Origin of the sequence: Paucibacter sediminis (assembly GCF_030254645.1) — a bacterium.
Taxonomy (GTDB): Bacteria; Pseudomonadota; Gammaproteobacteria; order Burkholderiales; family Burkholderiaceae_C; genus Paucibacter_B; species Paucibacter_B sediminis.
The window spans coordinates 4,185,527-4,207,723 of the sequence record NZ_CP116346.1; the positions used below are offsets into that span (position 1 = coordinate 4,185,527).

The 22,197-nt window shown below is 67.5% G+C and carries 29 protein-coding genes; 20 read left to right on the forward strand and 9 right to left on the reverse strand.

What is annotated here, in order from left to right; translation table 11 throughout:
* The first annotated feature begins 1 nt into the window (after position 1).
* The 3 genes from PFX98_RS19335 to PFX98_RS19345 all read left to right on the forward strand — a co-directional run bounded on the left by PFX98_RS19335 (position 2) and on the right by PFX98_RS19345 (position 3,878).
* A complete protein-coding gene (locus PFX98_RS19335) occupies positions 2–1,135 on the forward strand; it encodes a branched-chain amino acid ABC transporter substrate-binding protein (protein ID WP_425334626.1) in 1,134 nt (377 codons plus the stop codon).
* Between the two features lie 254 nt (positions 1,136–1,389).
* The gene (gene edd / locus PFX98_RS19340; protein WP_285232119.1) at positions 1,390–3,219 is read left to right on the forward strand and encodes a phosphogluconate dehydratase; all 1,830 of its coding nucleotides are present in this window, start codon (positions 1,390–1,392) and stop codon (positions 3,217–3,219) included.
* 26 nt (positions 3,220–3,245) lie between these two features.
* Complete coding sequence (locus PFX98_RS19345) at positions 3,246–3,878, forward strand: bifunctional 4-hydroxy-2-oxoglutarate aldolase/2-dehydro-3-deoxy-phosphogluconate aldolase (RefSeq protein ID WP_285232120.1); 633 nt, start codon at positions 3,246–3,248, stop codon at positions 3,876–3,878.
* A 4-nt stretch (positions 3,879–3,882) separates the two neighbouring features.
* Here PFX98_RS19345 and PFX98_RS19350 read toward each other — a convergent pair whose 3' ends face one another.
* Positions 3,883–4,443, reverse strand: a complete 561-nt coding sequence (locus tag PFX98_RS19350) for a PaaI family thioesterase (protein ID WP_285232121.1) — start codon at positions 4,441–4,443, stop codon at positions 3,883–3,885.
* 64 nt (positions 4,444–4,507) lie between these two features.
* Between PFX98_RS19350 and PFX98_RS19355 the strand changes: the two genes are divergently transcribed.
* Together PFX98_RS19355 and PFX98_RS19360 are read left to right on the forward strand one after the other, a co-directional pair.
* Positions 4,508–4,969 carry a MarR family winged helix-turn-helix transcriptional regulator gene (locus PFX98_RS19355; RefSeq protein ID WP_285232122.1) on the forward strand — a complete coding sequence of 154 codons (462 nt, stop codon included), beginning with the start codon at positions 4,508–4,510 and terminating at the stop codon, positions 4,967–4,969.
* Positions 4,970–4,981: 12 nt separating this feature from the next.
* On the forward strand, positions 4,982–5,635 hold the full coding sequence (locus tag PFX98_RS19360) for a CatA-like O-acetyltransferase (RefSeq protein ID WP_285232123.1): 654 nt from the start codon (positions 4,982–4,984) through the stop codon (positions 5,633–5,635).
* Here PFX98_RS19360 and xth read toward each other — a convergent pair.
* Complete coding sequence (xth, locus tag PFX98_RS19365) at positions 5,632–6,399, reverse strand: exodeoxyribonuclease III (protein ID WP_285232124.1); 768 nt, start codon at positions 6,397–6,399, stop codon at positions 5,632–5,634. The genes PFX98_RS19360 and xth overlap by 4 nt on opposite strands.
* Positions 6,400–6,552: 153 nt before the next feature.
* Here xth and PFX98_RS19370 point away from each other — a divergent pair, with 153 nt between their 5' ends.
* The 8 genes from PFX98_RS19370 to soxB all read left to right on the forward strand — a co-directional run bounded on the left by PFX98_RS19370 (position 6,553) and on the right by soxB (position 13,514).
* The gene (locus PFX98_RS19370; RefSeq protein WP_285232125.1) at positions 6,553–6,921 is read left to right on the forward strand and encodes an ArsR/SmtB family transcription factor; all 369 of its coding nucleotides are present in this window, start codon (positions 6,553–6,555) and stop codon (positions 6,919–6,921) included.
* On the forward strand, positions 6,921–8,306 hold the full coding sequence (gene soxC / locus PFX98_RS19375) for a sulfite dehydrogenase (protein ID WP_285232126.1): 1,386 nt from the start codon (positions 6,921–6,923) through the stop codon (positions 8,304–8,306). The genes PFX98_RS19370 and soxC overlap by 1 nt, the downstream gene beginning before the upstream one ends.
* Positions 8,290–9,363, forward strand: coding sequence for a c-type cytochrome (locus PFX98_RS19380; protein WP_285232127.1), 1,074 nt, complete (start codon positions 8,290–8,292; stop codon positions 9,361–9,363). The genes soxC and PFX98_RS19380 overlap by 17 nt, the downstream gene beginning before the upstream one ends.
* A gap of 83 nt (positions 9,364–9,446) precedes the next feature.
* Entirely contained in the window at positions 9,447–9,911 is a 465-nt protein-coding gene (gene soxY / locus PFX98_RS19385; protein WP_285235640.1) for a thiosulfate oxidation carrier protein SoxY, read from the forward strand.
* Positions 9,912–9,956: 45 nt separating this feature from the next.
* The gene (gene soxZ, locus PFX98_RS19390) at positions 9,957–10,268 is read left to right on the forward strand and encodes a thiosulfate oxidation carrier complex protein SoxZ (RefSeq protein WP_285232128.1); all 312 of its coding nucleotides are present in this window, start codon (positions 9,957–9,959) and stop codon (positions 10,266–10,268) included.
* A gap of 49 nt (positions 10,269–10,317) precedes the next feature.
* The gene (soxA, locus tag PFX98_RS19395) at positions 10,318–11,112 is read left to right on the forward strand and encodes a sulfur oxidation c-type cytochrome SoxA (protein WP_285232129.1); all 795 of its coding nucleotides are present in this window, start codon (positions 10,318–10,320) and stop codon (positions 11,110–11,112) included.
* Positions 11,113–11,123: 11 nt separating this feature from the next.
* Positions 11,124–11,777, forward strand: a complete 654-nt coding sequence (gene soxX, locus PFX98_RS19400; RefSeq protein ID WP_285232130.1) for a sulfur oxidation c-type cytochrome SoxX — start codon at positions 11,124–11,126, stop codon at positions 11,775–11,777.
* A gap of 3 nt (positions 11,778–11,780) precedes the next feature.
* A complete protein-coding gene (gene soxB, locus PFX98_RS19405) occupies positions 11,781–13,514 on the forward strand; it encodes a thiosulfohydrolase SoxB (RefSeq protein ID WP_285232131.1) in 1,734 nt (577 codons plus the stop codon).
* Between the two features lie 15 nt (positions 13,515–13,529).
* On the opposite strand, the gene PFX98_RS19410 is transcribed toward soxB, so the two are convergent.
* Positions 13,530–13,982, reverse strand: a complete 453-nt coding sequence (locus PFX98_RS19410) for a DsrE family protein (RefSeq protein ID WP_285232132.1) — start codon at positions 13,980–13,982, stop codon at positions 13,530–13,532.
* Positions 13,983–14,114: 132 nt separating this feature from the next.
* Between PFX98_RS19410 and PFX98_RS19415 the strand changes: the two genes are divergently transcribed.
* Together PFX98_RS19415 and PFX98_RS19420 are read left to right on the forward strand one after the other, a co-directional pair.
* Positions 14,115–15,242 (forward strand): YeeE/YedE family protein, encoded by a 1,128-nt coding sequence (locus tag PFX98_RS19415; protein ID WP_285232133.1) that lies wholly within the window; start codon positions 14,115–14,117, stop codon positions 15,240–15,242.
* A gap of 18 nt (positions 15,243–15,260) precedes the next feature.
* Positions 15,261–15,878: a c-type cytochrome gene (locus PFX98_RS19420; protein ID WP_285232134.1), complete on the forward strand. Its 618-nt coding sequence runs from the start codon at positions 15,261–15,263 to the stop codon at positions 15,876–15,878.
* A gap of 3 nt (positions 15,879–15,881) precedes the next feature.
* Here PFX98_RS19420 and PFX98_RS19425 read toward each other — a convergent pair whose 3' ends face one another.
* Both PFX98_RS19425 and PFX98_RS19430 read right to left on the reverse strand, forming a co-directional pair.
* Positions 15,882–17,174, reverse strand: coding sequence for an NAD(P)/FAD-dependent oxidoreductase (locus tag PFX98_RS19425; RefSeq protein ID WP_285232135.1), 1,293 nt, complete (start codon positions 17,172–17,174; stop codon positions 15,882–15,884).
* A 10-nt stretch (positions 17,175–17,184) separates the two neighbouring features.
* Positions 17,185–17,511 carry a c-type cytochrome gene (locus PFX98_RS19430; RefSeq protein WP_285232136.1) on the reverse strand — a complete coding sequence of 109 codons (327 nt, stop codon included), beginning with the start codon at positions 17,509–17,511 and terminating at the stop codon, positions 17,185–17,187.
* A gap of 129 nt (positions 17,512–17,640) precedes the next feature.
* On the opposite strand from PFX98_RS19430, the gene PFX98_RS19435 reads away from it, so the two are divergent.
* Together PFX98_RS19435 and PFX98_RS19440 are read left to right on the forward strand one after the other, a co-directional pair.
* Positions 17,641–18,582, forward strand: coding sequence for an MBL fold metallo-hydrolase (locus PFX98_RS19435; RefSeq protein ID WP_342399158.1), 942 nt, complete (start codon positions 17,641–17,643; stop codon positions 18,580–18,582).
* A complete protein-coding gene (locus PFX98_RS19440) occupies positions 18,579–19,055 on the forward strand; it encodes a TlpA disulfide reductase family protein (protein WP_285232137.1) in 477 nt (158 codons plus the stop codon). Before PFX98_RS19435 ends, PFX98_RS19440 begins: the two co-directional genes overlap by 4 nt.
* A 4-nt stretch (positions 19,056–19,059) precedes the next feature.
* On the opposite strand, the gene PFX98_RS19445 is transcribed toward PFX98_RS19440, so the two are convergent.
* Complete coding sequence (locus PFX98_RS19445) at positions 19,060–19,422, reverse strand: carboxymuconolactone decarboxylase family protein (protein ID WP_285232138.1); 363 nt, start codon at positions 19,420–19,422, stop codon at positions 19,060–19,062.
* A 138-nt stretch (positions 19,423–19,560) separates the two neighbouring features.
* Between PFX98_RS19445 and PFX98_RS19450 the strand changes: the two genes are divergently transcribed.
* From PFX98_RS19450 to PFX98_RS19460, 3 genes are all read left to right on the forward strand, one after another.
* On the forward strand, positions 19,561–19,878 hold the full coding sequence (locus tag PFX98_RS19450) for a c-type cytochrome (RefSeq protein ID WP_285232139.1): 318 nt from the start codon (positions 19,561–19,563) through the stop codon (positions 19,876–19,878).
* 44 nt (positions 19,879–19,922) lie between these two features.
* The gene (locus PFX98_RS19455) at positions 19,923–20,267 is read left to right on the forward strand and encodes a hypothetical protein (protein WP_285232140.1); all 345 of its coding nucleotides are present in this window, start codon (positions 19,923–19,925) and stop codon (positions 20,265–20,267) included.
* Positions 20,268–20,343: 76 nt separating this feature from the next.
* The gene (locus tag PFX98_RS19460; protein WP_285232141.1) at positions 20,344–20,700 is read left to right on the forward strand and encodes an ArsR/SmtB family transcription factor; all 357 of its coding nucleotides are present in this window, start codon (positions 20,344–20,346) and stop codon (positions 20,698–20,700) included.
* Between the two features lie 12 nt (positions 20,701–20,712).
* On the opposite strand, the gene PFX98_RS19465 is transcribed toward PFX98_RS19460, so the two are convergent.
* From PFX98_RS19465 to PFX98_RS19475, 3 genes are read right to left on the reverse strand one after another with little or no spacing between them, the layout of a single operon-like run.
* Positions 20,713–21,456, reverse strand: coding sequence for a Crp/Fnr family transcriptional regulator (locus tag PFX98_RS19465; protein WP_285232142.1), 744 nt, complete (start codon positions 21,454–21,456; stop codon positions 20,713–20,715).
* 21 nt (positions 21,457–21,477) lie between these two features.
* Positions 21,478–21,924, reverse strand: coding sequence for an OsmC family protein (locus PFX98_RS19470; protein ID WP_285232143.1), 447 nt, complete (start codon positions 21,922–21,924; stop codon positions 21,478–21,480).
* A 29-nt stretch (positions 21,925–21,953) separates the two neighbouring features.
* Complete coding sequence (locus PFX98_RS19475) at positions 21,954–22,163, reverse strand: YgaP family membrane protein (RefSeq protein WP_285232144.1); 210 nt, start codon at positions 22,161–22,163, stop codon at positions 21,954–21,956.
* Between the last annotated feature and the right edge of the window lie 34 nt (positions 22,164–22,197).

Consider the following 22,197-nt stretch of genomic DNA (forward strand, 5'->3'; position numbering starts at 1 on the left):
CATGAAACCCACCCTGATTGCCGCTGCGGCCATGCTGCTCGGCGCGCCCGCGATGGCGCAAGACCTGGTCGTGAAGATCGGCCATGTCGGCCCCACCAGCGGCGCGATTGCCCACCTGGGCAAGGACAATGAGTTGGGCGCGCGCATGGCCATCGATGAGCTGAACGCCAAGGGCGTCACCATCGGCGGCAAGAAGGCCAAGTTCGAACTGCTGGCCGAAGACGACGCGGGCGACCCGAAGCAGGGCACGGCCGCGGCCCAGAAGCTGATGGACTCCAAGGTCAACGGCGTGATCGGCCACCTGAACTCGGGCACCTCGATCCCCGCGTCCAAGGTGTATAGCGACGCTGGCGTGCCGCAGATCAGCCCCTCGGCGACCAACCCCAAGTTCACCCGCAACGGCTACAAGACCGCTTTCCGCGTGGTGGCCGACGACGTGCACCTGGGCGGCACGCTGGGCAAGTACGCCGTGAAGGAACTCAAGGGCCAGTCGATCGCCGTGATCGATGACCGCACCGCGTACGGCCAGGGCGTGGCCGACGAGTTCGAAAAGGGCGTGAAGGCCTCCGGCGGCAAGGTCGTCGGTCGCGAATTCACCAACGACAAGGCCACGGACTTCACCGCCATCCTGACCTCCTTGAAGGCCAAGAAGCCCGATGTGGTCTTCTTCGGCGGCATGGACGCGGTGGCCGGCCCGATGCTGCGCCAGATGAAGCAGCTGGGCATCGAAGCCAAGTTCATGGGCGGCGACGGCATCTGCTCGGGCGAGCTGCCCAAGCTGGCCGCGGGCACCATGGGTGACGGCCAGGTGGTGTGCGCCGAGGCTGGTGGCGTGGAAGGCGAATCCAAGAAGTCGATGGAAGGCTTCAAGGCCAAGTTCAAGGAAAAGTACAAGGTGGACGTGCAGATCTACGCCCCCTATGTGTATGACGCCGTGAACGTGATGGTGGCGGCGATGGTGAAGGCCGGCTCGGCCGAACCTGCCAAGTACCTGCCGGTGCTGGCCAAGACCGACGGTTACAAGGGCGTGACCGGCACGATCGGCTTCGACGGCAAGGGCGACATCAAGAATGGCGCGCTGACCCTGTTCACCTACAAGGGCGGTGCGCGCGAGCAGATCGCCGTGGTGCGCTAAGCCAGTCGAGCCTGGTTTGACGACCACCGGATACCGGTAGACGAAGACAGAAGACCGAAGGGCGGCTTCCTCGGCCGCCCGGGCCTCATCCAGACAGGCCCTCTTGGGCATCCCCAGTGACTCCGGGGATGCCCTTTTTTGCGCCCGGCCCAGGCGCTTTCGTACCCCGGCTGTAACCGCAACAGGGTCCGGATCTTGTAATATGGTTACCAATTTCAATCCGGCCGAGTTACATCGGCGCAGGGGCTGACCGTATGACAACCAAGACCGCTCGCTTGATCAGCGAGGTCACCGCGCGCATCCAGGCGCGCAGCGCCGCCACCCGTGAGCGCTATCTGGCCCAGGTGGCACAGCTGGCCGGCCGCAAGCGCGGCGTGGAACGCATGGGCTGCGCGAATGTGGCGCATGCCTTTGCCGCCATGCCCGCCAACGACAAGCTGCGCATCGTGGCCGAGAAGGCGCCGCATCTGGGCATCGTCACCGCCTACAACGACATGCTCTCGGCCCACCAGCCCTACGAGCATTACCCCGAGCTGATACGCGCCGAGGCCCATGCCCAAGGCGCCACCGTGCAGGTGGCAGGCGGCACGCCGGCGATGTGCGATGGCGTCACGCAAGGCCTGCCCGGCATGGAGCTGAGCCTGTTCTCGCGCGACAGCATCGCCATGAGCACCGCCATCGCGCTGAGTCACGATGTCTTCGATGGCGCGCTGCTCTTGGGCATCTGCGACAAGATCGTGCCGGGGCTCTTGATCGGCGCGCTGCATTTCGGCCATCTGCCCTGCGTGTTCGTGCCCGCCGGCCCGATGAGCAGCGGCATCTCCAACAGCGAGAAGGCCAAGGTGCGCGAGCTTTACGCACAAGGCAAGGTGGGGCGCGAGGAGCTGCTGAAGAGCGAGTCCGCCGCCTACCATGGCGCCGGCACCTGCACCTTCTACGGCACCGCCAACAGCAACCAGATGCTGCTGGAGGCCATGGGCCTGCACCTGCCGGGCGCGGCCTTCGTGCACCCGCAGGACGACTTGCGTGAGCAGCTCACACGCGCCGCGGTGCGCCAGGCCCTCAGCATCACCGCCAAGGGCAACTACACGCCGATCGGCCGCCTGGTGGACGAGCGCTGCATCGTCAACGCCATGGTCGCGCTGCTCGCCACCGGCGGCTCCACCAACCACCTGATCCATTGGGTGGCGGTGGCGCGCTCGGCCGGCATCCTGATCGACTGGACCGATTTCTCCGAGCTCTCGGCCGCCGTGCCGCTGCTGGCGCGCGTCTATCCGAACGGCAGCGCCGATGTGAACCAGTTCCAGGCCGCGGGCGGCCCCGGCTTCGTGATCCGCGAGCTGCTGCAGGCCGGCCTGATGCACGAGGACGTGCTGACCGTCGCCGGCCCCAGCCTGCAGGCCTATGGCCGCGTGCCCAGCCTGGGTGCCGATGGCAAGCCGCAGTGGCAGGCGCTGCCCGAGGGCTCCAGCGACGAGGGCGTGGTGCGTACGGCGGCCGCCCCCTTCAGCGCCAGCGGCGGCCTCAAGCTGCTGGCCGGCAATCTGGGCCGTGCCGTCATCAAGGTCTCGGCGGTGCCGGAAGACCGCCATGTGATCGAGGCGCCGGCGCGCATCTTCACCGATCAGGAATCCATGCAGGCGGCCTTCAAGGCCGGCGAGCTGGACCGCGACGTGGTGGTGGTGGTGCGCTTCCAGGGCCCGCAGGCCAATGGCATGCCCGAGCTGCACAAGCTCACGCCGCCGCTGGCGGTGCTGCAGGGCAAGGGCTTCAAGGTCGCGCTGGTGACCGACGGCCGCATGAGCGGCGCCTCCGGCAAGGTGCCGGCCGCCATCCATGTGAGCCCCGAGGCACTGGCAGGCGGCCCCTTGGCCATGCTGCGCGATGGCGATCTGGTGCGCATGGATGCCGTCAGCGGCGAGCTGCAGGCCCTGGTGCCCGAGGCCGAGTGGGCGCAGCGCGCGCTTGCCAGCATCGCGCCCGAGCAGCAGGCCGAGAACGGCGCCGGCCTCGGCCGCGAGCTGTTCGCCGGGCTGCGCCGCAACGTCAAGAGCGCCGAAGAAGGCGCCATTTCTTGGCTCTAAGCCTGGCTCTGACCTTAGGAAGTGACATGAGCGACGCAAGAACTCTCAGCCTGGCCGCCCACGGCCCCGTGATCCCGGTGATCGTGATCCAGCGCCTGGAAGATGCCGTGCCGCTGGCCCAGGCCTTGGTGGCCGGCGGCGTGCGTGTGCTGGAAGTGACGCTGCGCACGCCGGTGGCGCTGGCGGCGATGGAGGCGATGGCGCGCGCCGTGCCCGAGGCCATCGTCGGCGCCGGCACCCTGCGTACGGTGGCCGATGTGGTGGCGGCCAAGAACGCCGGCTGCCAGTTCGGCGTCAGCCCCGGCTATACCGACGCCATGGGTGCGGCCTGCCAGGCGCAAGACCTGCCCCTCCTGCCCGGCGTGTCCACCGCCAGCGAGGTGATGCAGGCGAACGCCGCGGGCTATGGCTTTCTCAAGCTGTTCCCGGCCACCGCGGTGGGTGGGGTGAACCTGCTCAAGGCGCTGGCGGGGCCCTTCCCGGACGTGGCTTTCTGCCCCACCGGCGGCATCACGCCCGAAAGTGCGCCGCAATTCCTGGCGCTGCCGAATGTGAAGGTCTGCGGCGGCTCCTGGCTGACGCCGGCCGATGCCATCGAGGCCGGCGACTGGGCCCGCATCACGCGCCTGGCCCAGGCCACGCACGCCTTGCGGGGCTGAGGGCTCAGGCCCTGGCTTCGAACACCAGGCAGGTGGTGCTGGCATGGGCATAGAGCTTGCCGTCATGCCCCACCAGGCGCGCCTCGGCGGTGGCCACCTGGCGCCCGCCATGGGTGACCTCGCCGATCGCGCGCACCAGCGGCACGCGGTCTGACAGCGCCCGCACCAGGTTCACCTTGAACTCCAGCGTGGTGTAGGCGCGCCCCGGCTCCAGGCTGGTGTGCACCGCGCAGCCCAGCGCCGAATCGAGCAGGGTGGCGAACCAGCCGCCATGCACGGTGCCCAGCGGGTTGTAATGCTTGCGCTGTGGCCGGCCCTGGAATACCGCGCGGCCATGCGCCACCTCGATGAGGCAGAAGTCCAGGGTGTGCGAAATCGGCGCCGGCGGGAATTCGCCGTTCAGCAGGGCTTGCATCTGCTGCAGGCCGGTCAGGCCCGCCAGCTGCTCGGGCCGCGCCAGTCCATGCTCCGGGCGCAGCCGGGCGCGTACCGTGGCCTCGTCGGCCTGCCATTGGGCCAGCAGTTCGTCCGCCGCGGAGGGGGCTGGGTTTGTGCGTGCGTCCATCGTTGATTCCAATGTTTGTATATGCAACTATTGCAGCTGCAATCATCGCCACTACAATGCCGGCATGTCAAGCAAACCCGCGACAGCAGCAAAGCCCGCGCCGAAGCAAGGCCCGCAGGGCTGCACCAATTTCAAGCTGCGCCAGCTGACGCGGCTGGTGTCGCAGCATTGCGAGACCCATTTCGCCGAGACCGGGCTCAAGACCACGCAGTACTCGCTGCTCGCCCACATCGACCAGCTCGGCCCGGTGCAGCCCAGCGAGCTGGCGCGGCGCATGGATCTGGACGTCTCCACGCTCTCGCGCAATGTGCAGGGCCTGGTGGCAGCCGGGCTGGTGGAACTGGCCGAGGGCGATGACGCGCGCAGCCACCGCCTGCAGCTGACCGAGGCCGGCCGCGCCAAGCGCCAGGCCATGAAGGGCAGCTGGAAGCGTGCCCAGCTCTCGCTCAACGACAGGCTGGGCGATGCCAAGGTCGCGCAGCTGCATGCCCTGCTGGACGAGTGCCTGGAGCTGATGCGCGGCTGATAGCATGCCTCCATGCCCCGCAGCCCTCGCCTGATCGACCTAAACAGCTGGCCACGCCGCCACAGCTTCGAGTTCTTCCGCCAACTCAACCAGCCTTACTTCAGCCTCTGCACGCGCGTGGAGCTGAGCGGTCTGCTGGCCCGCGCCAAGGCGCAGGCCGAGGCCACACCCTTCCTGGCCTACCACCACGCCTTGCTGGCCACGGCCAACGAGTTCGCCTGCTTCCGCCAGCGCATCGTCGATGGCCAGGTGATCGAGTACGCGCAGGTCGACGCCAGCACCACGGTGTTGCGCAGCGATGAAAGCCTGGCCTTTGCCGATCTGGCCTATCACGCCGATTTCGGCCGCTTCGTGCGCGAGGCGCGGGCCAGCCTGGCGGCGGCGCGTGCCTCCGACCCGGATGCCATCGTCAGCAACAAGCTGCCGCGCCAGGACATGATCCACACCACCGTGATCCCCTGGCTGAGCTTCAGCAGCTTCTCGCACCCGCGCCAGCTGGGCAGCGGGGACGCCATTCCCAAGTTCGCGCTGGGCCGCTACGAGCCCGAGCCCGGCAGCGGCCGGCTATGGATGCCGGTGCATGTGGAGGTGCACCATGCGCTGATGGACGGCCTGCATGTGGGCCGCTTCTTCGCGGCCTTGCAGGCCCGGATGAGCCAGGGCTAGAGCTCGATCTCGACCAGCACCGGCGCGTGGTCGCTGGGCCGCTCGTTCTTGCGCGGCAGCTTGTCGATCACGCAAGACTTCACCGCGCCCTTGAGCGCCGCGCTGACCAGGATGTGGTCGATGCGCAGGCCCTGGTTCTTGCGGAAGGCGAGGTTGCGGTAGTCCCACCAGCTCCAGCTCTTGGCCGGCTGCTCGAAGAGCCGGAAGGCGTCGCTCAGGCCCAGGCCCAGCAAGGCCTGGAAATGGGCGCGCTCCTCGGGCGTGCAATGGATCTGGCCGGCCCAGGCCACCGGGTCGTAGACATCGCGATCCTCAGGGGCGATGTTGAAGTCGCCCATCAGCACCAGCTTGTCATGCGTCTGCAGCTCCTGGCGCAGCCAGTCCTGCAGGGCCTGCAGCCAGCCCATCTTGTACTGGAACTTGTCGCTGTCGGGCGCCTGGCCATTGGGGAAATAGCCGCCCACCACGCGCACGCCGGCCACGGTGCCGGCGATCACGCGCGCCTGCTCGTCGGCGAAGCCAGGGATGTTCTTCACCACCGCGCTGGCCGGGGTCTTGCTGATCAGGGCCACGCCGTTGTAGGTCTTCTGGCCGAACCACTGCACCTGGTAGCCGGCCGCGCCGATCTCCATGGTGGGGAATTTGTCGTCGGTGAGCTTGGTCTCCTGCAGCACCAGGGCATCGACCGGATTCGCCGCCAGCCAGTCGAGCAGCTGCGGCAGGCGCACGGCCAGGGAGTTGACGTTCCAGGTGGCGAGTTTCATGGGTGACAGAGGGGCTGGGGCAGGGCCATGGGGCCGGTGGTGCCCGATGTTAACTGCCTGCCAGGGGCTGCCCCAGGGCGCACGGCAGGTCGGTGGAAATACTTAATCCGAGTACTTTCTTTGTGACGAATATTCGGGCATAGTGATGTATGCATGAATAGCGGCAACCACGATGAACTGCGCGATCGGGTATTCGATAGCGCCTCGGCCTTGTTTGCCGTGTTGGCGGCACCCTGCCGGGTTCGCATCGTGGGCGAGTTGTGTCAGGGCGAGCGCAATGTCGGCGAGTTGCTGGCCCTGGTGGGCGGCAGCCAGCCGAACCTGTCGCATCACCTGCGGGCACTGTTCGAGGCCGGTGTGGTGACGCGGCGACGTGCCGGCGCCAAGGTGTATTACCGCGTGGTGCCGGGGCGCTCCCAGGCATTGCGCGAGATGCTGCAGGGCGTGGGCGTGCTGGGGCAGGCAGCGGCGGGCGGCACGGCGGAAGCGTCGGACGGTCCGCATGAAGCGAAGGAGTGGTAGTGAGTTCTGACGACAAGCCAAGGGGCCGGCTGATCAAGGCGCCCGAGAACTTCCTGGACCCGGCGGGCATACGCCAGGTCTTTGCCGAGGCCAAGAGCGGGCGGCGCGACTTCATGCGCAAGGCCTTTGTGGCCGCCGGAGCCGCGGCAGGTGCCGCAGTTGCGCCGGTGGCGCTGGCCACTTCCAACCCGGTGCAGGCCGGCGAGGGCGACCCCAACATCCTCACCCTGCCCGAGCACAGCAAGGGCCTGGGTCAGGCGGTGGCGACCGAGGGCTACGGCAAGCCCTCCAGGTACGAGGCCAATGTGCAGCGCCGCCAGAGTCCGGGCCTGACCCAAACGGCGCAGGCCTCGGTATCGTTCGCGCCCCTGCAGTCGCTGTTCGGCATCGTCACGCCCAGCGGCCTGCATTTCGAACGCCATCACCAGGGCTGGTGGGACATCGACCCGTCCAAGCACCGCCTGATGCTCAACGGCTCCGACGCCAGCATGCTGAAGAAGGCCATGGTCTTCACCATGGACGAACTGATGCGCCTGCCCTCGGTGTCGCGCTTCCACTTCATCGAGTGCGGTGCCAACACTGGCATGGAATGGGGCAATGTGGCCGTGCCCACGGTGCAGTACTCGCACGGCATGCTGAGCTGCAGCGAGTTCACCGGCGTGCCGCTGCGCATCCTGCTGGACCTGGCGGGCGTGGACTACAAGAAGGCCCGCTACGTGCTGGCCGAGGGCGCCGATGGCTCCTCGATGACGCGCACCATCCCGATGGAGATGGTGGAGAGCGGTGAGGTGCTGGTGGCCTATGGCCAGAACGGCGAGATGCTGCGGCCCGAGCAGGGCTACCCGCTGCGCCTGGTGGTGCCGGGCGTGCAGGGTGTCAGCTGGGTCAAGTATCTGCGCCGCATCGAGGTGGGCGACCAGCCCTATGCCAGCAAGGACGAGGCGGTGCACTACATCGACCTGGTGCCGGGCGGTCAACACCGCCAGTACAGCAGCATCCAGGAATGCAAGAGCGTGGTGACCACGCCCTCGGGCGGCCAGGTGCTGCTGGACCAGGGCTTCTACAACATCAGCGGCCTGGCCTGGTCGGGGCGTGGCCGCATCAAGCGGGTGGACGTGTCGGTGGACGGTGGCCGCAACTGGCGCAGCGCCCGCCTGGAGGGTGCGGTGCTGCCCAAGTGCCTGACCCGCTTCAACATCGACTGGGTGTGGGACGGCAAGCCCGCCCTGATCCAGAGCCGCGCCATGGACGAGACCGGCTATGTGCAGCCCAGCTACAAGCAGTTGCGCGAGGTGCGCGGCACCCGCTCGATCTATCACAACAATGCCGTGCAGACCTGGCTGGTGCAGGAAGACGGGGAGGTGAAGAATGTCCAGCTCTCCTAAGTTCGCGATGTTCGGCCTGTTCGGCACGCTGCTGCTGGCAACGGCGGCGCTGGCGCAGCCGGCCAGGGACTTCCCCGGTGTCGGCCGCGCCGCCACACCCAAGGAAATCGCTGCCTGGGACATCGACGTGCGCCCCGACTTCAAGGGCCTGCCCAAGGGCAGCGGCTCGGTGGCAAGGGGCCAGGAGGTCTGGGAGGGCAAATGCGCCCAATGCCATGGCATCTTCGGTGAAAGCGGCGAGGTGTTCGCGCCCCTGGTGGGCGGCACCACACCCGAGGACATCAAGACCGGCCATGTGGCCAGGCTCAACGATCCCAGCTTCCCGGGCCGCACCACCTTGATGAAGGTGGCCACCGTGTCGACGCTGTGGGACTACATCAACCGCGCCATGCCCTGGACGGCACCCAAGAGCCTGAGCACCGAGGAGGTCTACAGCGTGACCGCCTTCCTGCTCAATCTGGGCGGCATCGTGCCCGAGGACTTCGTGCTGTCGGACCAGAACATCGGCGCCGTGCAGCAGCGCATGCCCAATCGCAAGGGCATGACGCTGGACCATGCACTGTGGCCCGGCAAGGGCCTCACCAAGGCGAAGGCCCCCGATACCCGTGCCCAGGCCTGCATGAAGGATTGCCCGGCGGAAGCGAAGATCAGCTCCTTCCTGCCCGACCACGCACGCAACGCGCATGGCAACCTGGCGGAGCAGAACCGGGCGGTCGGGCCCCAGCATGGCGCCGACACCAGCAAGCCCTCGGGCGCGCCCCCGCAGCGCCGGGCCGAGCCCGCGCCGGCGCCCAAGGCCGCGGGCGCACCGACGGCCCTGCTGAACAAGAACAGCTGCAGCGCCTGCCATGCGCTGGCCAGCAAGCTGGTGGGCCCCTCGTTCCAGGAGATTGCGAAGAAGCATGGCGAGCGCAGTGACGCAATCGCCTATCTTTCGGGCAAGATCCGCTCCGGCGGCGTGGGTGTGTGGGGCCAGATCCCGATGCCGGCGCAGACGCTCAGCGATGCCGATGCCGCGACCATCGCGCAGTGGCTCAAGAGCGGCGCCCCGCGCTGATTTTCTTTATTCCCCAGGGGCGTGGCGGCGGCCGGCGCTCCCTCGTTTGACAGGCAAGGATCAAGGAGACCGAAATGATTGAGATGAATCGCAGAGAGCTGATGGCCAGCAGCGCCAAGGTGGCATCGCTGATGCTTGCCAGCGGCGTGTTCGGCAAGGCGGCGCAGGCCGCCGGCGAGGCTGCCGGCAAGGGCGCCTTCGAGGCCAAGAGCCTGGCCGATGTGGTGAAGGCGCTGGGCTATGGCGCGCCCACCGAAAGCAAGGACGTGAGCATCACCGCGCCCGACATCGCCGAGAACGGCGCCGTCGTGCCGCTGGGTGCGACCACCACTGCGGCCGGCGTCAAGCAGATGCTGCTGTTGGTGGAAAAGAACCCCTCGGTGCTGGCCGCGCTGTTCAACGTCAGCCCGGAAGTGGAAGCCAGCTTCTCGACGCGCGTGAAGATGGGCCAGTCCTCCAACGTCTACGCGGTGGCGGTGACCAACGACAACAAGGTGCTGTACGCGCTGAAGGAAGTCAAGGTCACGCTGGGTGGTTGCGGCGGTTGATGCCGGCCCCCGATTTTTCAGAACTCAGCTAATCAGGAGCAAGACATGGCAGATCCGATGCGAATCCGTGCGCAAGCCGCTGGCGACAAGGCCACCGTGCGCGTGTTGATGGCTCATGAAATGGAAAGCGGTCAGCGCAAGGACGCGGCCGGCAAGACCATCCCGGCCTGGTACATCAACGAGGTGAGTGCCGCGCTGAACGGCAAGGTGGTGCTGACGGCGGAGTGGGGCCCCTCGGTCTCGAAGAACCCCTTCCTGCAATTCGTCATCAAGGGCGCCAAGGCCGGCGACAAGGTGCAGGTGTCCTGGACCGACAACAAGGGCGACAAGCGCAGCGACGAAGCCACCGTGTCGTGAACCCCACCGGGCCAGAGAAGCCCGGCCAGACGGACAACAGGAGACAAGCATGAAGCATTGGAGTTGGGTGGCCGCCCTGGCCTTGCTGCCCGGACTGGCCTGCGCCCAGAAGACGGCGGCGGATTCGATTGCCGAATACCGCGCCTTGCTGGCGGACGGCAACCCGGCCGAGTTGTTTGAGGCCAAGGGCGAGGATCTCTGGAAGGCCAAGCGCGGCCCCAAGAACGCCTCGCTGGAGCGCTGCGATCTGGGGCAGGGCGCTGGCGTCGTGAAGGGCGCGTTCGTGCGCCTGCCGCGCTGGTTCGCCGATACCCAGCGGGTGCAGGATCTGGAATCGCGCCTGCTGACCTGCATGAGCACGCTGCAGGGGCTGGATGCCGAGGCGATTGCCAAGACGCCCTTCGGCAAGGGCGAACAGGCGAATATGGAGGCCCTGGTCGCGTGGATCTCGGCCGAGTCGCGCGGCCAGCGCATGCAGCTGCCGCAGGTCCATGCGGCCGAGCAGCGCATGTACGAGCTCGGCAAGCGCGCCTTCTTCTTCCGCGGCGGGCCGATGGATTTCTCCTGCGCCTCCTGCCATGGTGAGGACGGCAAGCGCATCCGCCTGCAGGACCTGCCCAACCTCACCAAGAACCCGGGCGATGGCGTGGGCTTCGCGGCCTGGCCGGCCTACCGCGTCTCCAGCGGCGAGCTGTGGGGCATGCAGCGGCGGCTGAACGACTGCTACCGCCAGCAGCGCTTCCCGTATCCGGGCTATGCCTCCGAGGTCACCATCGCCCTGGCCGTGTACATGGGTGTGAACGCCAAGGGTGCCGAGTCCATCGCCCCGGCCATCAAGCGCTGAAGGAGACGCAAATGAACAAACGCTTTGTTTGGGCTGCTGTTGCAGCCTTGGCGCTGGGTGCGGCGGGTTGCGCCAGCCTGCCTGGCCAGCCCACGCCGGCCGAGCTGGACGCCCAGGCCCTGGCGATGCTGAAGGCCTCGTTCCGCGACGAGGGCATCGCCACCACCAAGCGCCTGGAACAGGACCTCGGCCAACAGGCCTGCTCGGCCGAGAGCGCGCCGCCCGAAGGGGTGGCCAAGCGCGTCGAGGCCGAGGCGCTGGCCTCGATCAAGTGGCCGGCGGGCGGACAGTATCTGGGCGACTGGCGCGAGGGCGAGAAGCTGGCGCAAAACGGCCGCGGCATGACCTGGACCGACAAGTCCGCGGCGCCTGCCGCCAACGGCGCCAATTGCTACAACTGCCACCAGATCAGCAAGGAAGAGGTGTCCTTCGGCACCATCGGCCCCAGCCTCTACAACTACGGCAAGATCCGCGGCGTGAAGGACCCGGCCGATCCGGCCAGCGCCGCCATCGTGCAATACACCTGGGGCAAGCTGTGGAACTCCAAGGCCTACAACGCCTGTTCCAACATGCCGCGTTTCGGCCACGCTGGCCTGCTCAACGAGGAGCAGCTGCGCCATGTGATGGCGCTGATCCTCGACCCCCGTTCGCCGGTGAACCAGTAAGCCATGAGTCTCAGCAAACGTGAATTCCTCCAGGTCATGTCCGCCGCCTCGGTGGCGGGCATGGGGCTCGGCCGTTATGCCGACGCCGATGCGGCGACGGCAGAGCAGGGGCTCTATGAGCTGCCGCGCTTCGGCCAGGTGTCCTTCCTGCACATGACGGACTGCCATGCGCAGCTCAAGCCGATCTACTTCCGCGAGCCGAATGTGAACTTGGGGTTGGCCGGCATGCGTGGCCAAAGCCCCCATGTGGTGGGCGAGGGCATGTTGAAGGCGGCCGGCGTGCGGCCCGGCACGGCGCTGGCCCATGCCTTCACCTACCTGGACTTCGAGCGCGCCGCGCGCCGCTACGGCAAGGTGGGCGGCTTCGCCCACCTCAGCACCCTGGTCAAGCGCATGAAGGCCAGCCGCCCCGGCGCCCTGCTGCTGGACGGCGGCGACACCTGGCAGGGCTCGGCCACCTCGCTGTGGACCAATGCCCAGGACATGGTCGACGCCTGCAAGCTGCTGGGCGTGGACGTGATGACCGGCCACTGGGAGTTCACCTATGGCATGGAGCGGGTGAAGGAGATCCTCGAGAAGGACTTCAAGGGCAGGCTCGATTTCGTGGCGCAGAACGTCAAGACCAATGACTTCGGCGATCCGGTGTTCGCGCCCTATGTGATGCGCGAGATGAACGGCGTGCAGTGCGCCATCATCGGCCAGGCCTTCCCCTACACGCCGATCGCCAACCCGCGCTATATGGTGGCCGACTGGGCCTTCGGCATCCAGGACGAGAACATGCAGGCCATGGTCGACGAGGTGCGTGCCAAGGGCGCCAAGGTGGTGGTGGTGCTCTCGCACAACGGCATGGACGTGGACCTGAAGATGGCCTCGCGGGTGCGCGGCATCGATGCCATCCTGGGCGGTCACACGCACGACGGCGTGCCGGTGCCGGTGCAGGTCAAGAATGCCGGCGGCACCACCCTGGTGACGAATGCCGGCAGCAATGGCAAGTTCCTCGGCGTGCTGGACTTCGAGGTGAAGGACGGCCGCGTGGCCGACTTCCGCTACAAGCTGCTGCCGATCTTCTCCAATATGCTCAAGGCCGATCCGGACATGGCGGCGCTGATCGAGAAGATCCGCAAGCCCTATGAGGCCAAGCTGAACGAGCAACTGGCGGTGAGCGACGGCCTGCTGTACCGCCGCGGCAATTTCAACGGCAGCTGGGACCAGCTGATCGTCGATGCCTTGATCGAGGTGCAGGGCGCCGACATCGCCTTCTCGCCCGGCTTCCGCTGGGGTACGACGCTGCTGCCGGGCGACGTGATCACGCGCGAGCTGATGATGGACCAGCTCGCCACCACCTATTCCTACGCCACCGTCACGTCCATGAGCGGCGCCATGATCAAGACGGTGCTGGAAGACGTGTGCGACAACCTCTTCAATCCCGACCCTTATTACCAGCAGGGCGGCGACATGGTGCGCGTGGGCGGCCTGAGCTACAGCTGCGAGCCCGGGGCGGCGATGGGCAGGCGCATCCAGGACATGCGCCTGCACGGCAAGCCCATCGATGCCGACAAGCTCTACAAGGTGGCCGGCTGGGCCCCGGTGGCCGAAGAGGCCGCCAGCATGCCGGGCACGCGCATGGTGTGGGACGTGGTCGAGCAGTGGCTGAAGAGCCAGGGCCGCGTCAGCAGCCGCAAGCTCAACACGCCCAGGCTGCTGGGCGTGCAGGGCAACCCGGGCCTGGCGGCCTGAGCGGCCCGAGCGACATCAGGGATGCAGGTAGACGAAGCCCTCGCGCGCCTGCAACCTGGCCACCTCGGCCACGCCCGAGGGCACGATCTTGGCTTCCATTGCCACCTTGTCGGGCGAGATCTTGCGTGCGGCAAGGGTGTTGTTGCAGACCCTGAATTCCACACCCTGGCCGGCCAGATCGCCGATGGCGCCAGCGAAGGGCTGGCCCTGCGGGGTGTTGGCGCCGTCGAGCAGAAAGTCGATGCCCGCGCCATGGCTCACCACCACGATCTTCGCCGTTGGGTCGGCCGCCAGATGGTTGCGAATATTACCCATGGCCCTGGCGGCCTGGGCCACGCCCTCGCTCAGGTGGTAGACCACCTTGACGCCCGCATCGGCGGCAAGGGCGGTTGCCGCGGGCAGGGCCAACGACAGGCTCAGGCCCAGCGCGGCAAGGCCACGCACCAGCATTCGGCGTTGAATTGACATGGATCACTCCTTGAGGTTCCGCAGGCTCTATACATCAGCAGCTGCGCATATTAGGATTTAAAAGCAAATTGTCCCGAATTGATCTGGGGCAAACGCGCATAGCCGAAGCAAAAGCAGATCAAGGCCGCCATCATGCCGCTGGAATCCATCCTCGAATCGCTCGGTCAGGCCAAGGCCCTGGCCGGTGGCGGGCTGATCATCGGTTTTGTGTTCGGCTTCTTTGCCCAGCGTTCGCGTTTCTGCCTGCGTTCGGCCACGATCGAGTTCTCGCGCGGCGCGCCGGGCGGCAAGCTGACGGTGTGGTTGTTTGCCTTTGCCACCGCCTTGCTGTCCACCCAGGCGCTGATCGCGCTGGGCCAGGCCGATGTCAGCGCGGCGCGCCAGCTGGCGGCGCGCGGCAGCCTCTCTGGCGCGGCGATCGGCGGCGCGCTGTTCGGCATCGGCATGATTCTGGCGCGTGGCTGCTCCAGCCGCCTACTGGTGCTGGCCGCGCAGGGCAATCTGCGCTCGGTGTTGTCGGGCCTGGTGTTCGCGGTCACCGCGCAGGCCGCCTGGACCGGCGTGCTGGCCCCTCTGCGCGAGCTGATCTCGGCCTGGTGGACGGTGGAGGGGGGCGCGGCGCGCGACCTCATCGCCATCACCGGCATCGGCCGCGGCGGGGCCTTGCTTTTTGCCGCCGTCTGGCTTGCGGCGGCGGTGCGCTGGGCCTGGCACCAGCGTGTGCCCGCCTGGGGTTGGGCTGGCGCCATCATGGTGGGCCTGGCGATCGGCGCGGCCTGGTGGTTCACCTCCTACGTGGCGCTGCTGGGCTTGGACGCGGAGGCCGCACCGGTGCAGGCCCTGAGCTTCACCGGCCCCTCGGCCGAGGTGCTGACGCGGGTGCTGTTCGCCCCTAGCAAGCCGCCCACCTTCGACCTGGGCCTGGTGCCCGGCGTGTTCCTGGGCTCCTTCCTGGCCGCCGCGCTGTTTCGCGAGCTGAAGCTGGAGGGCTTTGCCGGCGGCGCCAGCATGCGGCGTTACCTGGTGGGTGCGGTGTTGATGGGTTTCGGCGGCATGCTGGCGGGTGGCTGCGCGGTCGGCGCGGGCCTGTCGGGCGCGGCGGTGTTCACCGTCACCTCCTGGGTCACCCTGTCCTGCATGTGGGGCGCCGCGGCCCTCACCGATCACTGGGTCGATCGCCGCGCCGAGCGCCTGGCCGCCCAGCCCGTGGCCGCCCTGGATCAGGCGGTGCCCCAGTTCTCCCGCAGCTTCAGGGCCTGATGCCCTAGAGTGAGGTTCATGCGCTACACCCAACTCCGTCGTTCAGCGGCCGCCGGCTGGCTGATCCTCATGCTTGCTGCGGGCGCCCAGGCCCAGGATGCGCAGCTCGCCCGTGCCGAGGAGATCGTGCAGGGCAAATGCTTCATCTGCCATGGCGTCGATGGCGAGAGTTCCAGCCCGGTGTTTCCGCGCCTGGCCGGCCAGCATGGTGCTTATGTGGCGCGCCAGCTGGCCGACTACCAGGCCGGCAAGCGCAAGAGCAGCACCATGCAGGCGATGGTGGAAGACCTGAATGCCGAAGACTTCGCCGCGCTGGGCCGCTATTTCGAGTCGCGCAAGCCGGTGGCCCACGCGGTGGACGACAGCGAACTGGCCCAGGTGGGGCGCTTTGTCTTCATGCGCGGCAATCCCTATAGCGGCGTGGCCGCCTGTGCCGGCTGCCATGGCCCCAAGGGTCATGGCACGCCGCAGCTGCCGCGCCTGGCCGGCCAGCACGCGCAGTACACCGAGAACCAGCTGCGCCTGTTCAACAAGCGCGAACGCAGCAACGACAACGCGGTGATGCACGCCATCGCCAGCAAGCTCAGCGAGCTGGAGCTGAAGGCCGTGTCGGCCTACATCAGTGGTTTGAACTGAGGCTTACCCAAGCATGTCGGTCCAGATGTTCTCCGCCCAGGAGAGGGCATAACGCCCCTCGACCTGGTTGGCGGCGGCGGACACGCCGCCCGAGCCGGGCACCGGCTTGAAGGCCTTCTCGGCGGCGTCGTACTGGTGCACCGAGGCCACATGCACGACGTCGCGCGCGGTGACGAAGCTGTAGCAGGTGTTCATCAGCACCGGCGTGGCATTGACGGCCTCGCCCCTGAGCAGCTGGATGATGGCCGCGGCCGCCAGCTTGGCCTGCTGGTTGGCCATATGGCCGGACTTGGGCATGCCCGGGCCGGGGAAGACGGCGTCGCCCAGCACATGCACGCCGGGCAGGGCGGTGGACTCCATGCTCAGCCAGTGCACGCCGGCCCAGCGTTGGTTGATGTTCACCACGCCGGCCTGCAGCGCCAGGTCGGCGGCACGCTGCGGTGGAATCACGTTCAGCACATCGGCCTTGACGTCCTCGAACTCCAGGCGTGCCAGCTTGCCAGCATTGGCGACCTCCTTCAGCTCGGCATTGGGGCGGTACTCGAGGATGCCCTCGTAATGCTGCTTGAAGGCCTTCTCGAACAGCGCCTTCTTGGACTGGATCTCGGGGTTGGCATCCAGCACCAGCAGCTTGGACTTGGGCTTGGCCGTCTTCAGGTAGCTGGCGATCATGCAGGCCCGCTCATAGGGGCCGGGCGGGCAGCGGTAGGGTGCCTTGGGAATGCTCATCGCCACCACGCCGCCGTCGGCCATGTCGGTCAGCTGCTTGCGCAGCGCCACCGTCTGCGGGCCGGCCTTCCAGCTGTGCAGCACCTGGCCGCTGGCCAGCGCGGCCTGCAGGCCGCCGATCTGATCGCTCATGAAATCGATGCCGGGCGAGAGCACCAGGCGGTCGTAGGCCAGCGCGCTGCCGTCGGCCAGACGCACCGACTTGGCCACCGGGTCGATCGCCACCACCTCGCCCTGCACCAGCTTCACGCCCAGGGCCTTGAGGCCCTCGTAGCCGCGCGTGATGTCGCTCATCTGCTTGTGGCCGCCCAGCACCAGGTTGGAGATCGGGCAGGAGACGAAACTGGGCTGGCGCTCCACCAGGGTCACGTCCACATTGCCGCCCCACAGGCGCAGATAGCGCGCCGCGGTGGCGCCCCCAAAGCCGCCGCCCACCACCACCACCCGGCCGATCGACGGCCCCGTGCCCATGCTTGCGCAGCCCGTCAGGCCCATGCCCGCCAGCGCCAGGCCGCCCAGCAGCAGCTGGCGACGTTGCAGTTCGGATTGTTGATGCGCTTTTGTCATGCGATGCTCCTCAGGGCTTGGCCGGCAGCGCGGCGAAATGCTTCACGACCAGCTTGAGCTGCTCCTCGCTATAGCCCTTGGCGATCTGGTGCATGATGGTGGCCGGCTGGGCACCGCTGCGGAAGTCGGCCAGCAGCTTGAGCAGCTCGTCCTCCTTGCGGCCGGCGAGCGTCTTCATCTCGCCCTTGGCCACGCCGGCCGTGCCATGGCAGTTGGCGCAGGTGGCCGCGAGGTTGCGCGCCAGATGAGGGTCGGCCTTGGGATCCTGTGCCCAGCTCGCGCCGGCCAGCAAGGCCAGGCTCAGCGGCCATGCGCCGCGTACTCTCGTCCCTGTCATGAGCATCTCCTGAGTTGGCGGGCCTGCGCTTGTGGGCCCGGCTGCCAGCATCCGCACAAGCCGCGCCTCGGCCCATCGGGACTAACCATGATGGTCGACAGGCGATGGAGCGCGCTGTAATATCAGCGCATGCGAATAAACAGTTTGATTGCTCGCTTGTGCATGCTGGTGGCCGCCCTGGGCGCGAGCTTGAGCCAGGCCCAGGCCGTGCACGCCGTGCAGGTGGCGCCGCAAACCTGGATGGTGCAGGGTGAATCGGCGCTGGGCTCCACCGCCAATCGCAATTTCATCTCCAACGCCGCCTTCGTCGTCACGCCCGAGGGCGTGCTGGTGGTGGATGCGCTGGGCTCGCCGGCGCTGGCGCAGGAGCTGATCCAGGAAATCCGCAAGATCACGCCGGCACCGATCCGCTATGTGGTGATGACGCATTACCACGCCGACCACATCTACGGCCTGCAGGCCCTCAAGGCCGCCGGTGCCCAGGTGATCGCACAGCAGGACGGGCAGATCTACCTGCATTCCGACACCGCCGCCCTGCGCCTCAAGGCCAGCCGCGAGGAGTTGTTCCCCTGGATCGACGAAAAGACCACGCTGGTGCCGGCGGACCGCTGGATCGCCGGCGCACTGACGTTGCGGATGGGCGGTCTGGACTTCCAGATCCAGCCGGTAGGCCCGGCCCACACGCCCGAGGACCTGGTGGTCTATGTGCCGCAGCTCAAGCTGCTGCTGGCCGGCGACATCGTGTTCCGCGGCCGCGTGCCCTTTGTGGGCCAGGCCGACAGCGGGCGCTGGATCGGCGCACTGGACAAGCTGCTGGCCTTCGACACCCAGGTGATCGTGCCCGGCCATGGCCCGGTGTCGAGCACCGCGCGCGAGGATCTGCAGATGACGCGCGACTACCTGGCCTTTCTGCGCCAGCGCATGGGTGAGGCGGCGCGCAATATGGAACCCTTCGAGGAAGCCTATGCGCGCACCGACTGGTCGCGCTTCGCCAAGCTGCCGCTGTTTGCCGCCGCCAACCGCATCAATGCCTACAACACCTATCTGCTGATGGAGCAGGAGGGGCGATGAGGCGGCGCGCCTGTCTGTTCAGCCTGCTGGCGCTTGCAGCGCCGGCGGCCCTGGCCCTGCCGGCTACGCGCGGCGAGCTGGTGTCCTGGCCCGAGGTGCGTCTGCTGGACGGCCAGGCCTGGCAGGGCGCCCAGGGGCGCGCCGTGGTGCTGGTGTTCTGGTCACCCGATTGCGGTTTCTGCGAGCGCCACAACGTCCATCTGGAGAAGCTCTGGCGCGCCGCGCAGGGCCAGGCGCTGACGGTGCTGGGCGTGGTGCGTTCGAGCGACGCGGCCGCCGTGGCCCGCCATGCGGCCGCACGCGGCTGGAGTTTTCCCAACACGCTGGACGCCGAGGCACTGGCCGCGGCGCTGAGCCGCCGCCGCTCGGTGCCTCTGACGGCGGTGGTGGACCGCCGGGGCCGGCTCGTCGAGGTCGTGCCGGGCGAGATGTTCGAGGCTGATGTGCTGGCCTATCTGCGCCTGGCGCAGTAGCGCCTTATTGGCCCGGCGTGGCGCCCGGCCCGCCGAACTCCTCGAAGGCCTGCAAAGCCTGGGCCGCGTACATCAGCGAAGGCCCGCCGCCCATATAGATGCACATGCCCAGCATGTCCTCGAATTCGGCGCGGCTGCAGCCCAGCTTGACCAGCGCCTCGGCATGAAAGCCGACGCAGGGATCGCAGCGCGAGGCCACCGACAGCGCCATGGCGATCAACTCCTTGGTCTTCTTGTCCAGCGTGCCGTCGCGCGTGGCCGCCTGCGCCAGCGCCGAAAAGCCGCGGGTGGTGTCGGGGATGTCGGCACGCAGCTTGGCCAGCGAAGCGGAAACCTCGGCAGTGATGGCGCGGTAGGACTTGCTCATGCGATGGTCTTTAAAATAAGCGAATGCGCATATATTCGCTGGCGACCGGCCCGGCCGCCTTGAGCCAAGGCAAAGTCTGGTGCGCAGATGAAATATCATCGTGCGCGGATAAATGGAAGCAATTGAACTGGAGACACGATGACGAGCAAACCCTACGCCCTGGCGCTCAGCCTGGTGGCCCTGCTGGCCAGCCCCTTGGCACATGCCAATCTGGCGCTGGCCCAGAAGAATTCATGCATGGCCTGCCATGCGGTGGACAAGAAGCTGGTGGGCCCGGCCTATGCCGAGGTGGCGAAGAAATATGCCGGCCAGGCCGACGCCGTCGACAAGCTCAGCGCCAGCATCAAGGCCGGCGGCTCGGGTAAATGGGGCCCGGTGCCGATGCCGGCCCAGGCCGCGCTCAGCGATGCCGACGCCAAGACGCTGGCGGCCTGGGTGCTTGGCGGCGCCAAGTAAGCGCAATACCATGGTCGCCCAGCCGCGATGACCGGGAGCAGGCCATGAAGATCGCCAAATTTGCCATGCTTGCGGCCGCCTTGTGCGCCGCTGGCCCGCTGGCCTGGCATGCCAGCGCTCAATCCAGCGACGACGCCAGCATCTTCAAGGATGCCGATCTGGCCCTGGGTCAGAAGCTGATCCAGGAGCATCGCTGCGCCGAATGCCATGCGCGCAAGTTCGGCGGCGATGGCTCGGCGGTCTATCGGCCGCTGGAGCGTGTCAAGACCGCCGGCAGCCTGCGCGGCATGGTGGAGCAGTGCAATACCGAGCTCAATCTGGGCATGTTTCCCGAGGAAGTGAGCGCGGTGGCGGCGGTGCTCAACAAGCAGCATTACAGGTTCAAGTGAGCCGCCCCTAGCTTCGCGCCACGCTTATATCCGTTCTTGCGAATACAATCGGCGCGTGCCACTCTCAGAAGCCGCCATGGAAGACCGTCCGCCCGAAGACAAGGTTTTCGAATCTGTCGCCGAACTGTTCTCGCTCTTGTCCACGCCGATCCGGCTGAAGATCATCAGCGCGGTCTGCCATGGCGAGAAGAATGTGTCGGAGCTGCTGGAAGCGATCGAGACCACGCAGCCCAATATGTCGCAGCATCTCTCCACGCTCTACCGCAGCGGCGTGCTGTCCAAGCGCCGCGAGGGCACGCAGATCTACTACCGGCTGCAGAGCGAGCGCGTCGCCGCGCTGTGCCGCGCCGTCTGCACCCAGGTGGCGATCGAACTCGATCCGGCCGCCGAGATCGAGGTCAAGGAACGGCTGATGCCGGCAGCGGCACGCTGAACCAGGGGAAACTCAGCCCCTCTCGTCGCTGCGCAGGGTCGCCTGCAGCAGCGCCAGATCCAGACGCGCGCGCTGCGGCTCGACCTGCAGCAGCACCCCCTGGCGCCGGAGCGCGCTGATGGCGCGGCTGGCCGTCTCCATGCTCATATTGAGCATCGCACCGATATCGCCACGCGTGGGCAGCCAGATCCAGGGTTGCTGCTCATCGCCCTGGGCGTATTGGCTCAGCTTGTGCACCAGGCGCAGCACGCGGCGTTGTGCCGGCCCCATCGACAGCTCTGCCAACCATTCCTCCGCTTGCGCAAGTGCATGTTGCCAGCGCTGCATCAGTGCGGTTGCCAGACCGACATGCGACTGGCTCAACTCGGCCACCAGGCCGCGCGGAATGCGGCAGACCTCCAGCGGCGTGCTGGCCAGTGCGGTACTGCCATAGGGCTGCTTGAGCAGCGCCTCCAGGCCGATCAGATCGCCGCGCCCGGCCAGCCTCACCACCCGGCGTTCGCCGCTGGCGTTGACGCGCTCCAGCCGCACCACGCCCGAGCGCACGGTGAAGAGCGCTCCGGCTTGCTGACCGATGTCGTACAGGGCCTGACCGGGCTCCAGCCGCTGTGCGGCGATATGCACATGGATACAGTCCAGCGCCTGCTCCGACAGCGTGCCGAACAGCGCCAGGCGCCGCAGCTCGCAGCGCGCGCAGGCCTGCGCCTGCGGATGCACGGGGCCTTGCCGATGGAGTGAGACGACGGCGGCGTGCATGTCGGGCTCAGCGGGCGCGCTTCATTTCAGGCGCTGCGCGTCGGCGTCCCAGACCTGCACCTCCACCGGGAAGCCCTGGCCGACGCTCTGCGTGACGGTGCAGAAGCTCTCGAACTGCGCCAGCACGCGGTCCAGATGCTGCAGCTGCGCGGCGGGCACGCCCAGGTGCAGCTGCGCCTGCATGGCCAGCACGCGCAAGCGCCCCTCGGCATTGCGGCCGACCTCCGCGCTGACGCGGCAGCTCAGCGGCTCGGGCGCCTGCTTGTACTTGCGCAGCGCGAACAGCAGCGAATCGCTGAGGCAGTTGGCCACCGCGCTGCACAGCAGCTGCACCGGCGAAGGGCCCAGGCCGCTGCCCATCGGCGGCGGCTCGTCGCACAGCAGCTCGGGCAGGGTGCCGCCAAAGCTGGCCTTGAAGCAGTAGTCCTGCTGCTGCCGGAGTTCGATGCTGATGATTTCCTTGTCCATGCTGGCTTCCTGGTGTGGCGCGGACGATCTTAGTCGCCGCGCTTGAGGCCCAGCTTGGCGAAGATGCTTTCCATCAGGCACCAGCGCGTGAAGCCGCTTTGCAGCAGGTTCACGCCCACGAAGGCGGTGAAGGCCAGCCACCAGGCTGAAACAAACAGCGGGCTGCCCGGGATGCCCAGGGCCAGCGACAGCAGGATGAAGCTGCCGGCGACGATGCGAACGACTTGCCAAGTGCTCATGGTGTACTCCTAGAGTGGTTGTGAGATAGGGAAC